Annotated in this window: 7 protein-coding genes and 1 pseudogene; 2 read left to right on the forward strand and 6 right to left on the reverse strand. The window is 37.8% G+C overall.

The window, feature by feature from the left end; genetic code table 11:
• A pseudogene (locus AC33VI_RS03535) lies at positions 1 to 171 on the forward strand (photosystem II q(b) protein); the annotation flags it as partial.
• 154 nt (positions 172 to 325) lie between these two features.
• On the opposite strand, the gene AC33VI_RS03540 reads toward AC33VI_RS03535, so the two are convergent.
• Positions 326 to 616, reverse strand: coding sequence for a chromosome segregation ATPase (locus AC33VI_RS03540; protein WP_491780890.1), 291 nt, complete (start codon positions 614 to 616; stop codon positions 326 to 328).
• Positions 617 to 1,180: 564 nt separating this feature from the next.
• On the opposite strand from AC33VI_RS03540, the gene AC33VI_RS03545 reads away from it, so the two are divergent.
• Positions 1,181 to 5,971: a hypothetical protein gene (locus AC33VI_RS03545; RefSeq protein ID WP_491780891.1), complete on the forward strand. Its 4,791-nt coding sequence runs from the start codon at positions 1,181 to 1,183 to the stop codon at positions 5,969 to 5,971.
• 218 nt (positions 5,972 to 6,189) lie between these two features.
• On the opposite strand, the gene AC33VI_RS03550 is transcribed toward AC33VI_RS03545, so the two are convergent.
• The 5 genes from AC33VI_RS03550 to AC33VI_RS03570 form a co-directional block, all read right to left on the reverse strand.
• The gene (locus AC33VI_RS03550; protein ID WP_491780892.1) at positions 6,190 to 6,339 is read right to left on the reverse strand and encodes a hypothetical protein; all 150 of its coding nucleotides are present in this window, start codon (positions 6,337 to 6,339) and stop codon (positions 6,190 to 6,192) included.
• Between the two features lie 336 nt (positions 6,340 to 6,675).
• Positions 6,676 to 7,137 carry a DUF2996 domain-containing protein gene (locus AC33VI_RS03555; protein ID WP_491780893.1) on the reverse strand — a complete coding sequence of 154 codons (462 nt, stop codon included), beginning with the start codon at positions 7,135 to 7,137 and terminating at the stop codon, positions 6,676 to 6,678.
• Positions 7,138 to 7,267: 130 nt separating this feature from the next.
• Complete coding sequence (locus AC33VI_RS03560; protein WP_491780894.1) at positions 7,268 to 8,281, reverse strand: NAD-dependent epimerase; 1,014 nt, start codon at positions 8,279 to 8,281, stop codon at positions 7,268 to 7,270.
• A 299-nt stretch (positions 8,282 to 8,580) separates the two neighbouring features.
• Positions 8,581 to 8,916 (reverse strand): VanZ family protein, encoded by a 336-nt coding sequence (locus AC33VI_RS03565; protein WP_491780895.1) that lies wholly within the window; start codon positions 8,914 to 8,916, stop codon positions 8,581 to 8,583.
• 38 nt (positions 8,917 to 8,954) lie between these two features.
• On the reverse strand, positions 8,955 to 13,553 hold the full coding sequence (locus tag AC33VI_RS03570; protein ID WP_491780896.1) for a sll1366 family intein-prone helicase: 4,599 nt from the start codon (positions 13,551 to 13,553) through the stop codon (positions 8,955 to 8,957).
• Positions 13,554 to 13,624: the final 71 nt, after the last annotated feature.

Consider the following 13,624-nt stretch of genomic DNA (forward strand, 5'->3'; position numbering starts at 1 on the left):
TCAATCATGAATTCTCAAGGACGTGTAGTCAACACTTGGGCAGACATCTTAAACCGAGCTAACCTTGGTTTTGAAGTAATGCACGTGCGTAACGCACACAACTTCCCTCTAGACTTGGCAAGTGGCGAACAAGCTCCTGTAGCTTTAACTGCTCCTTCCATCAATGGTTAGACGAGAGACCCCGCGCCGCCGAAAGGCGTTTACCCAGATCGGTGACCTGGGCAAGGGAATGCTCGAGTTAGGTAAGTTTGCTTACACCTTGTGAGTAGAATTTTAAAAAACGCTCCTCGTAACATCGGGGGGCGTTTTTTATTGCTTGTTTTTATTAAATATTCAACATTCGATTCGCTTCATTGGGTTTCAATCTTTGAATATCTTGAAAGTTTTCGACTTGTTTTAAATGACCTCTCGCCTCAGCATAATTACTAATACGAATTAAAACCATATTTTCATATACTGGATCTTCAGGCTCGACAACTTCTAAAAAAATTTCTTGCAGCTTTTTACTGTCAATATCATTTTCTAAATATTTCAGAAAAGCTTCTCTTTTCCATTGACGTATTGTAACTAAACACCACTGAGCAGAAGTAGGGCGTTGTGGATCGGTATTTTCCATAATTTCTGAAAAAATTATTATTAGTATTCAAGGATATAAGAATACTGCTATTTAGGCTGTAATACCTAGATCTGTTTTTCTGAAATAAGTAGTCGTGCAAAATTAATTGGATAGTTAAGATTGGGTCAAGGGTCAGAGGTCAGAAACATTAGAAATATACAAATAATTCTGCTTGGGTACTTATATAAGAAATAGAGCTAGGAAGCTGAGTCTTGCACCATGCCAACCGAAGATTGGTTTTAAGGTTTGTCGAAGTGAGATAACCTGATTCATGAGGGTCTGTTGATTGAGTTTGCTTACTTTTCACTTCTTCCCTCTTTCCATAGTACTTTGCAAGCTTTAGCCTTATTTTTTGTCCCGTACAAAGAATTTGTTACGCAATCTTATTTAAGTAATATCTATTACTGTTGCAATATGCGATCGAAAACACTGCGTTTTATATCGATGTGCCTTAAAGATTTAAAAGTTATAAATGAAGAATATTGTGATTTGGATGACGTAAAAAGATAAATATCCAAGCAAAGAACTTTATAGCTCAAAATCTCCATTTATAGAATAAAATTTATGGCTACCAATCAAATTACAGGAACGGTAAATGACGATATTTTATTGGATACTGTCGTTGACGATGAAATTTTCGCGTTAGATGGAAATGACGAAATAGAAACAAGTTCCGATAGCGATACTATTTATGGCGACGAAGGAACAGACACATTAAGTGTTAATTATTCTTCTTATGTCAACGATTTAAACATTAAGGTATCGAGTTACGATGTCTTCTCTGGTGATGGTTTAATATATCTAGATGGCGAAGATAACAGCAATAATTATATTAGTTACCTAATTAATTTTTATAGTATCGAACAACTCAAATTACTGGGTGGTGATGGTAACGATACTCTTGGTTCGTATCCCTATAACAATATTGTTCTTGACGAAACGATCAATGGCGGTGCGGGAGATGATTTTATATCTCCAGGTAAAGGATTTGATGTCGTTGATGGTGGTATTGGTTACGATATTTTAGAATTAGACTTTAACGACAGTCCCAATGGCGTTACCTCCAACCTAAGTAATGGTGGTAGTGGAGAATATATTACGAACGATCGCGTTGTCGAGTTTAGTAATATTGAAGCAGTTGGCATTAATGGTTCAATCTATGATGATTCCTTCGTCGTTCCCGCAGTAAAAAACAACGGCACATTTTCAGCATCTATTCCTTTTATTTATGGAGGAGATGGATTTGATGAAATAGTTGTCGATCTTTCTGATAGTAATGAAGATCTGAGTATTACTGATTCTCCTGGTTTAGCAATTTACCCCGACTATATTAACGAAGTTTCTACCGATAGCATCGAAAGCTACAATATTACTAGCGGACGCGGCGATGATAACATTCGCTTAGAAGAATATTCTGGGGTATATAGAGATGACGTAATCAATACAGGTGCGGGTAACGATACAATTTTTACAGCCAATGGTTATGATGTTGTTGATGGTGGTAGTGGTTATGATGTTCTCGAACTAGGTTTAAATTATTCTTATAGTTCCAGTCGGATTACCTCTCATCTTGAAGATAGTAATAGTGGTGAATATACCAGCGATGAAGGTACTGTAGAATTTACCAATATCGAAGAAATTAGGGTTTATGGTTCATATGAAGATGATGTCTTAGCCGTTCCTGTTTCCTTACAAAACAGTCCCACCGCCACTAATTCCTACATTGACGGGGGAGATGGTTTAGATGAAATAATTGTCGATTTGAGCGATCGCAATGACGATCTTTCGATTGATAATGTTACTGGCTTAAATATCAATTCACCCAACCACAATACTTATCTAGATATCTATAACATTGAAGGATTCGATCTAACTACTGGTCGTGGTGACGATAACATTATCCTAAACAATGGTTATTCCGACGATACGGTTAATACTGGTGCGGGTAACGACGTTATTAATACAGGCAATGGTTACGATGTAGTTGATGGCGGTAGCGGTTACGACTTGTTACACCTTGATTTTGCTTCTAGTTTTAGTGGAGTATCTTCTAATCTTACAGATGGAAATAGTGGTGAATATGTTAGTTATCCAACTGCTGCTGACAATAATGTAGTTGAATTTAGCAACATTGAAGCAGTAAACGTTACAGGTTCTTCTTACAATGATGTCTTAGCTGCACCTATCGGAAAAGGAGATAGCAGCACTTTACCTTTAAGTCCCTATATTGATGGGGGAGAGGGATTTGACGAATTAGTTGTTAACTTGAGCGATCGCAATGACGATCTTTCGATTGATAATGTTACTGGCTTAAATATCAATTCTCCCAACCACAATACTTATCTAGATATCTATAACATTGAAGGATTCGATCTAACTACGGGACGTGGTGACGATAATATTATCCTAAACAATGGTTATTCGCACGATACGGTTAATACTGGTGCGGGTGATGACGCTATTAATACGGGTAATGGTTACGATGTAGTTGATGGCGGTAGCGGTTACGATTTATTACACCTGAATTTTGCTTCTAGTTTTAGTGGAGTATCTTCTAATCTTACAGATAGAAATAGTGGTGAATATGTTAGTTATGCGACTGTTACTGACAATAATGTAGTTGAATTTACCAACATTGAAGCAGTAAACATAACAGGTTCTTTGTTCAATGATGTCTTAGCCGTCCCTGTTTCCCTACAAAGTAGTCCCACCGCTACTAATTCTTACATTGACGGTGGAGATGGGTTAGATGAGATAGTTGTCGATTTGAGCGATCGCAATGACGATCTTTCGATTGATAATGTTACTGGCTTAAATATTAATTCTCCCAATCACAACAGTTATCTCGACATTTATAGTATTGAAGGATTCGATCTAACTACTGGTCGTGGTGACGATGAGATTAATCTAAACAATAGTTATTCCGACGATACGGTTAATACTGGTGCGGGTAACGACGTTATTAATACAGGCAATGGTTACGATGTAGTTGATGGCGGTAGTGGTTACGATCTTCTCAATCTAAATTTCAGTACTGCTTTAAGTGGTGTAACTTCCAGTCTCAGCGATGGTAATAGTGGCGAATATGTTAGCGATGAAGGTGCAATTGGTAGCAATGTTGTTGAGTTTAGCAATATTGAAGCAGTAAACGTTACTGGTTCTTCTTACAATGACGTTCTAGCGATGCCAATTGGTAATAGTAATGGTGTCGAACTTCCCTTTGCACCTTCTGTTGATGGGGGAGAAGGCTTTGATGAAGTAGTTATCGATCTGAGCGATCGCAATGATAATATCTTTATTGACAACTTTGCTCCTGGTTTAAATATTAATTACGCTAGCTACTTCGATAATTTTGATATCTACAGTGTTGAAGCCTTCGATATTACTACTGGTCGTGGCGATGATGATATTTTCTTAGATCAATCTGTTTTCTCCAATGAAACCATCGATGCTGGTGCGGGAGATGATTATATCACTGCTGGCAAAGGCGATGATGTGGTTGATGGCGGTAAAGGATACGATCTGCTGAGTCTAGACTTTAGTAATGCTTTGAGTGGTGTGACTTCCAGCCTTAGTGACAGTGATAGTGGCGAATACTTTACCGATGATAGTTCTGTAGAGTTTAGCAACATTGAAGCAATCAGCGTTTGGGGTTCAGCTTACGACGATGTTCTAGTCGTTCCTTTGGGTACTGGTAGCACCGATAGAGAATTTCCTTCATTCCCCACTATTAATGGTGGAGATGGCTTTGATGAATTGGTAGTTGACTACTCCGAAGTTCGCAGCGATTTAGATGTTTATTCTGGTGGTGGTAGTAATTTATCAATTAGTATTCCTGAGGCTGGCAATTTTAAAGATATTCAGCACTTCGATCTAGAAAAAATCAATCTGACCACTGGTCAAGGCAATGACAATATTAATCTAGATGCCTATGGTGGCAGCCATATGGTGAATACTGGTTCGGGAGATGATTCAATTTCTTTTGGAATTGGCGAACCACTAGGAAATAACGTCATAGATGGCGGTAGTGGTTTTGACATTATCAATCTAGATTACGCCTATAGTTTTAACGAAGTAACAGCTAGCTACACTAATGACGGCAGCATTCTATATACAACTGACAACGGTACGGTTGAGTTTAGTAATATTGAAGCAATTAATGTTACTGGTTCTGACAGTGATGATGTTTTGATTGCTCTGAGTGGCGATAGTAGTTTTTATGGAACATCAGGATTTACCAGTGGAGGCAATGGTTCGGATACAATTCACGGCTCGGACGATAACGACACTCTCTATGGTGAAAATGGTAATGATTCGCTGCTAGGTAATGATGGTGATGACTATCTCGATGGCTATGATGGGGATGATACTCTTCGCGGTGGCAATGGTGATGACTATCTCTATGGTGGAGATGGACTCAATGTTTTATATGGCGATGCTGGCAATGACGTTATAGATGGTGATTTTGATGCCGATATTATCTATGGTGGTGATGGTGATGATTCAATTTCAGATGATGGCGGACTAAATGTTATCTTTGGCGACGCTGGTAATGACTCTATTTCTGGTGGTTTTGATGCTGATGAAATAGATGGCGGTGATGGCAACGATACAATAGACGGCTATTATGGCAACGATACCCTATTCGGTAGTAGTGGAAGCGATAGCCTCGAAGGAAACTCGGGTATGGATAGCCTTGATGGTGGAGGCGATAACGACATCCTATTGGGAGGAGCTGACAACGATATCCTCAAAGGTGACAGCGGTAACGATACTCTCTACGGTGGCGATGGAGATGACACCATGTTTGGCGGTGAAAATAGCGATCGCCTTTACGGAGAAGTAGGCAACGATACTCTTGATGGAGGCGATAGCAATGATACTTTAGCTGGAGAAGCAGGGGATGACTCTCTGATTGGAGGAGCAAGTAGTGACATTCTCAGCGGCGGCGAAGGTCAAGATACTTTAGAAGGTGGAGATGGCAACGATCGACTTTACGGCAAAGTCGGTGATGATATTCTTTTTGGAGGAGATGGCAACGACTACTTTAGCGGTAGTGCTGGCAACGACACTCTCTACGGCGGAAATGGAGATGACACCATGTTTGGCGGTGGAGATTCGGATATTTTTGCGCTCGAATCGGGTTTGGGTTCGATTGTAGTGAATGATTTTACTGATGGTACTGATTTCTTGGGTCTTACAGGTTCTCTTGATTTTAACGATTTAAATATTGTCAGTAACAGCACAGGTACTTCTACAATCATTGAAGATTTAACTAACAACAATACTATGTTGGCAGTTTTGACCAATGTAGATGTAGCTGATATTGCTGAAAGCGATTTTGTTGCTATATGAAGGAAAATCTAGATCTCATTTAAAATGAGATCTCCTTAGCTCGACTTGATCCAAAATCTCAAAATTGCCTTTCTTGCTCTTGCAAGAATCTTACTTGGTTGAATAAGTTTTATCTGTGAAGTAGGAATCTGCTCTGATTTAATTCGATGAAGTGATAACGGAATCAAATGTATCGGGCAGAGCTTCAACTAATCAACAATGATAAAGTTGTTGCGTCTTTAATTAAAAGAGCGATCGCTCTGCACTGATTCAATTACCTGATCTGCTAGGGAAAAAGGAAGTTCTTGTTGGTGGGCTGTAACACCGTGTCCGATTCCTGCTAGTAGACCGAAAAGAGAAGGTAAAATATAAGGAGCGAGGTTTTTCATTGATGCTTTTACTTGATTTTCTCTAAAATGACATCAATAAAAACTATTAAATGTAGCAAAATTTACCAAAAATCAAGACTGAGTTAAACAAAATGCGTTTTAGTCATTAATTTAATTTAATAATTGCAATTGAAAATTTGTTAGAGGAGTTGCACGCGGCGTAATTGATTACTGATTAAATTAATTTGGTGGTGTACGGTCTAGTATTTTTCTGTATTATTGTGGTTTTTACGGGTTAATCACTAAGAATAGCCACAATAATGCAGATAAGTATAATCAACCATAGCTAAGATAATGTCAGAGTAAAACCTATCCATCATATTTAAAATGGATATATTAATTTCTAGTCAGCCATTTCTGAGCATTCAAACGCTGAATAGTATACATAACCAGCAATTCTAAAGTTACTCGTCTCTCGTCAATCATAAAAGATTCTAGAGTGCTAGGAACTTTATCATAAGTGGTGCTAGAAAAGGCTTTTTGACCCTTAATATCTTCATCGGGAAAATAGATATTAAAAGAGCGATCGCCTTTATTCCATTTGCCCACAACTTGCCAGCAAGGTTCGTTGGAGTTTGCACCTTGAATGGGTACTTGTTGTTGGACGAAAGTTAGTTCTGCATCTTCAATACCTTCTTTTTTCATTGCTTCTTGCAATGCAGGGAGATAATGCTCTTGAATAAATTCGCTAAATGGTTTGTCCTCTAGCTTTGGTGGTTTTGCTTTTTTAGCTTTTGCAGCGGGTTTCTTTTCTGCTGAAGGTTTCGCTTGGTCTTGCTTATTTTGTTCCTCTGCCATTTTTTACCAATTTCAAGCTTTAGCTAGGGTTATTATTTGCTTGTCATTTTAACATCGATTGACCTATTCTAATCTCAGTCTGGAATCGGATTATTAAGGTATGATGGTGATTTTTTAGTTTTGAGGGATTTTATCTAGCTAATAAAGTTATTTTTTGACCATCATTAAGACTAGCAAAACCATAATATTCTTTGTACCAAGCAACAAATTTTTCTAGTCCGCGATCGATTGAAGTAGTTGGTCGAAAATTGAAATCGGCGATCGCGTCCTCGATATCGGCATAGGTAGCTAAGACATCTCCAGGCTGCATCGGTAGCAGGTTTTTCCCAGCGGTTTGACCGATAATTTTTTCTAGGGTACGAATAAATTCTGCCAATTCTACGGGTTGATTGTTCCCTAAGTTATATATTTTATAAAGTTCGCTCTTATTTTTTTGAGGCTTGCTGGGGATTATTCTGACAATTGCATCGACTACATCATCTATATAGGTAAAGTCGCGCTTCATTTTGCCGTAATTATAAACATCGATCGCTTTTCCTTCGGCGATCGCTTTGGTAAATTTGAAATAAGCCATGTCTGGTCTTCCCCAAGCACCGTATACGGTAAAAAAACGCAAGCCAGTAATCGGTATTTGATATAGATGACTATAAGAATGAGCCATTAATTCATTGGCTTTTTTAGTCGCTGCATAGAGGGATATGGGAGTATCGGTTTTATCTTCAACTCCAAAGGGAATATTAGTATTTGTACCGTATACCGAACTAGAAGAAGCAAAAATCAGGTGTTGTATTTGGCTGTGACGACAGCCTTCGAGGATATTGGCAAACCCTACCAAATTGCTATCTATATATGTATGGGGATTTTCCATCGAATAGCGGACTCCCGCTTGGGCTGCTAAATTAACTACACAATCGAAATCTATTGCGGTAAATAATCGAGCTACAGCATCGCGATCGCTAATATCTAAATATTGGAAACTAAAATTTTCTTGAGGTAATAGTTTTGCCAAACGAGCTTGTTTGAGGTTGACATCGTAATAATTGTTGAGATTATCAATGCCATAAACCTCATTGTTTTCTGCTGACAACCTTGCGGCTAAATGATACCCAATAAACCCTGCCACACCAGTTACTAATATTTTCATGGATTATAAAAATTAGTTCTTACGATCTACCATTGATATCAGATTTATTCGCAAATGTGTAGGGATTTGCGACTAGAGTTAGGCTTCGATCCTTTTGTAAACCTAATCTATATTGTTTGTTCTTAGAGGCAAAAAGCTTTTAAAATTCAGCTTGAATGGGAGTATCAGAGGGCGACCTCTGGCTCGACCCCTAACCTTACCTGCCCACAGTGAATAAACTCGGAATTTTACAGGCTGAAGCTGGGAACAGGACGCAATCAGTTGAAATCAAAGCAGATAGGAACAAATATAGGTACTTATTACTTATTACTTATGATCTTTTTTCCCACTTTGACAATTACCCAACCCAAAATCAGACCTGCAATATTAGCTAGCAAATCTTGAAATTCGGCATAACGGTTAACATAGGGTTGTAGGATCTCGATCGCACCACTCCAGATCGCCAAAAATAAAGCGATCGCTATAATATTTGAGGGATTTCTCATCGCAACAGGCATCATTAATAAACCGTAAGCAATTACATGATGTGTTTTATCCGTACCAGGTATGGGAGGTAATTCTGCTAGAGGATAAAGAGATAAAACTGTAATTAAAACTAAGAGAAATAGAGTAATTGCCAGCCAATATTTTTTCATTCAAGAAACTAGGATTCTGCATTGTCAGACAATTATAATTATTCTTCTATAATTGCGTCGCGGTCTAACAACAGTAAGTTACGCAAACTATTAGTATCCAAATCCGTTAGCCATTGTTCTCCAGCATTGACTGTTTGTTCTGCCAGTTCTTTTTTGCTTTCAATAATGTCGCTAATGCGCTCTTCTAATGTACCCGTACAGACAAATTTATGGACTTGTACGTTGCGTTTTTGTCCGATCCTAAATGCCCGATCTGTAGCTTGATTTTCTACCGCAGGATTCCACCAGCGATCGACGTGAAAGACATGATTTGCTCTGGTTAAATTAAGTCCCGTTCCTCCAGCTTTTAAAGATAGGATAAATATTTTGGGGCCATTGGGTTCGTTTTGAAAGCGATCGACCATTTCTTGTCTGGCTAAACGGGGAGTAGCACCATACAAAAAGATAACTTCTTGTTTAAATTTCTGTTCTAAATAGGGTTTGAGCATATTACCCCATTGAGAAAACTGGGTAAAAATCAAAGCGCGATCGCCTTCTTCTACAAGTTCTTCGAGCATTTCTTCTAAACGCAATACTTTACCCGACCGCTCGCTAAAATATTCGGGGTCAAATTTGATGTCTTTGCCTTGATTATCTTGCAATAATCGGGGATGGTTGCAAAGCTGTTTGAGACGCAATAATAGGGTTAGAATTAATCCCCGACGTTTGATACCTTCAGAATCTTCAATCTCTTCCAAAGAATTATCTACTAATTGTTGATAAAGGTCTGCTTGTTCGGCAGAAAGACCGCAGTAGACATTCATTTCTTGCTTATCTGGTAAATCTTGAATAATGTTTTTATCAGTTTTCAAACGACGCAGAATAAACGGCTGAGTTAAAGATCTAAGAATATTTAGAGACTCGCGATCGCCATATTTTTCAATCGGGACGGCAAATCTTTTTTGAAAGAAGTTACGATTGCCCAAAAAGCCAGGATTGAGGAAGTCGAGAATCGACCATAGTTCGGTTAATTTGTTTTCTACGGGCGTACCAGTTAAGGCGATGCGGAATCCTGCGGGAAGATCTCTAACTGCCTGAGACTGCTTTGCTGTGGGGTTTTTAATGTTTTGAGCTTCGTCTAAAACTATCCCCTGCCACTCAACACCCGATAAGGTTTTCAAATCGCGATGTACTAAAGAATAACTGGTAATTACTAACTGTTGGTCTTGTACTTGTTTGGCAAAAGTTTTACCCTGCTCTCGTTTATCTCCGTGATGAATTACTGCATTTAATTTGGGAGCAAACTTCCTAACTTCCCGTTCCCAGTTATTAATTACTGAAGTAGGGCAAATTAACAATGTCGGTTTATTTAATAACTTTTGCTGTTTGAGATTTAACAGAAATCCTATTAGTTGAACCGTGTTATGGCAAAGAATATTATTGGCTACAAAATTATGATGTATTGGAACTTCAAAATCATATACCCATCCCTGATAATCAATCTCTTCAACGGATTTAACTCGACAGTAAAATACCTCTCTGTCTAATAAATACTGTAATTCTTGTCTTTTTTCTTTCAAATATTGTCGGTCTAAATTTTGATAACTTGCTAAAGTCATCTCTGTCCATTTAGATTTTTTAACTTGACGATAGTTAGCTTCAGATTCTCCTGTAAGGATAGAATCTATACTGGATATTACTTTACTGAGACTACGAGCAGAAAATTCTTGAGAACCATTAATATAAACAGTGTTGTGCATTCCCAAATGTCGAAGGGGTAGTTTTGTTTGAGTAATTACATCACCAACAATTTTAGATGCAGGAATTCCTTCTACATTTGTATTACGAGGCTTATCGCAAATTAATTCTAGCTTTTTCTGTTTCTTGCCATTTTGAAAACCAATTAATTTGTAGAATTTTTCGAGCGCATTTCCCCCCATTGTTCCAATATAGTAATCGCGCATAATTTGATTACCATTAGTGGCTTGTTTCTTCTTCTGACAAGTACGCAGCCAAATACCAAAACGTCTGAGTAGAATTGATAGCTGTTCGATTAATAGACGAGAAGCAGAGCTAATTTCTATTACTCTCGATTTAGAATCTACTGATGCTTCTGCATCAAAATAATTACGCAAAAAGATTGCAACTGAATTTAAGTCAGCTTCCATAATAAAGGAGGGAATCGACTTGTCTTTAGATATTTTTCCCCACTGATATCCTTTAGATTCCAAGAAGCTTTTATATTCTTTACTGTTAATTGATAAATAGCTAACTCGATTGTTATTGAGTATACGAACTTTAGGCTGATTAATATTAAGCCGATATTTCTTTGATAATTCGATTAATGTCTGTTTTAGATCGAATAAAACTTCAGTTGATTTTTGAAATACATTAACTGTAGCTCTTTTGGGATTATCCCATCCTTCTGCAATTTGCCAAGCAATAAGCTTAAGTAATTGAGGATCTTCTAGATTATCTTGTCCATAAAGTTTACTAGGCACGCACACGAAATCGCCAACTTGTAAGTTATTACTCCAACCATTGGTAGTTAATAATTTATGTCGTTTGGTAATAGTAATAATATTGCCATCTTCCAACTTGATTTTGACTACTTTTTCATCGATCTTTTGGCGATATAAATTACCAATTTCAGCAACGATTATTTTTCCTGTAGTCTCATTAAGAGAATTTACTTTTAATTGTTGTTTGGGTTTACTCCAATAGCCCTCTCCATCAAATTGGGTGTCTTGAGAATATTCCTGCCATATTTCTGCTGCGGACTGTAGCTTACCATTAACTTCTAATTGAGTATCTGGTAAAACGCACTTACCCAAACCCATATCATCTGCCAAACAAGCACCTAAGCCCCAGGTTTCTAAGAAAGATAGCCAGCCCACTCCTTTTGCTTGATAGGGGCGCAATTCTCCTTGAAAACCTTTAATTTTATTAACTGGTTCGACCGCTTTATTATCAGTTAAATTATCTAGCAGTTCGGCTAAAACTCCTGTCGCTTCAAACTTAACTACGGGCAATTTTGCCAAGACTTTGTTATCTCCCGTAGATAAACGCAAAGCATCTTCTACAGACAAATCTAACTGTTCGTTAGAATTATCCAATACCGCTTGGGCTGCTTTCACATCCGCAGGTTGTAGGGCAATCCATTGTCCGTCGATTTCTACAATCGGTGACTTTTGTGCCAACAGCTTTTTAAAGTCTCGTTTGGAAACACTGCGATCGCCTACTGCGATTTCTAGCTTATACTTAAGCATACTCTGCAAGCTCAAACGACTGCCTTTTCTACGATTGACGCTAGCAGTCATTTTGATGCCCAATCGTTGTTCCCGATTGTCTTGAGCTAAACCAGGAGGTAAAATTACCCCTAGACCATTGTCTTTTAATTGCCAAGCGATCGCTCTGATAAATTCGTAAACTTGTATGGGGTTGAGAGTGCAAGCAATGGGCTGACTTTGTTCTAAACTATCGGCAATAGGACTATAAATGCGAGATGCCAATCCTAACCCTTTTAACAGAGTTTCTTGGGGTTTTTCAATGGTACGTTCGCCTATATTCAAAAACTCTTGAGGACATTGCCAAACTACTCCTCCATTAACCACAAAATCGCTGTTATCTAGAGCTTGCAAATAATAATTTAACGACCAATCACTTTGAACGTTATCATCAGTAACTTCGGTCGGGGGAGTCAAGACAAAACAGACGCGATAATTATTTAATCCCCATTCATTATTATTAGGATTAACTATATATTCACTAATCGGTAAAGTCCAATTATCCAGAGCCGTATTTAATCTTTCTATTGCCCGATGGTTATCTTCGATCTTGGATTTTTTTCCCCAAGATTCTAACCAAGGTCGAACAATACTATCTTTATAAAGATTCGGTCGCTCTTCTACCCAACTCCGCAAGCGGGCATCCAATAACAGAGAAAGCGATCGCAATAATAAGTCCTCATCGGTCATATCTTGTTGGGACTTTTCTGCATCTAAATAAGCCAAACAAGCTTCGGGGATAGTTTGCGTAAATTTTGCCAGTCTTACGCGGTCTATTTCACTATCAATAATCGGCTGCCAAATACTTTTAGATATTGTTTTCTTTTGATTACGCCTATTTCTTGTCTTTTCTGATTTTATTTCAAGACCTGGTAAAAACTTTTGTCTAACAATTAAATCCAATACCCAGCGATAAATATGCGACCAAAAACAGATATCTCCCGCTAAATATTTAACACTAGATTGTAAAGAATTAAAAGATAATATTTGTAATAGATTTACTGCTTCTTGAGGAGTGAGTTTAAATCCTTTTACTTCCCATAAATATAAATCCAAACTAGCTTCTGACTCTACAATATCTCCTGCGAAAACTGGTTGAATTTTTTTACTATCTTCCGTCCCCGTAACTACTGTTGGCATTCCTACCAATTGCGTATGCCAAGTACTATCATTTAATAAATTTACAATGTCTAATTTATGGTGTTGGCAAAGATCTAATAATTCTTGTTTGGCTAAATAAAAGGGATGAATAAACTCACCTGCTTTATTAAGAGAGTACTTTTCATTAACTAGCGATCGCCAAGTTTCTCCCCAGATAAAAAAATAATTTTGACCAGAATTAACAACCCAACTGCCGTGAATAATTGACATAATCTATTAAAAACTATTGCTCGATCTCCAATGCTAAATTTAGCGTTACCAATCTCATCCGAATTGACAGG

It is taken from the genome of Waterburya sp. (assembly GCF_058530065.1).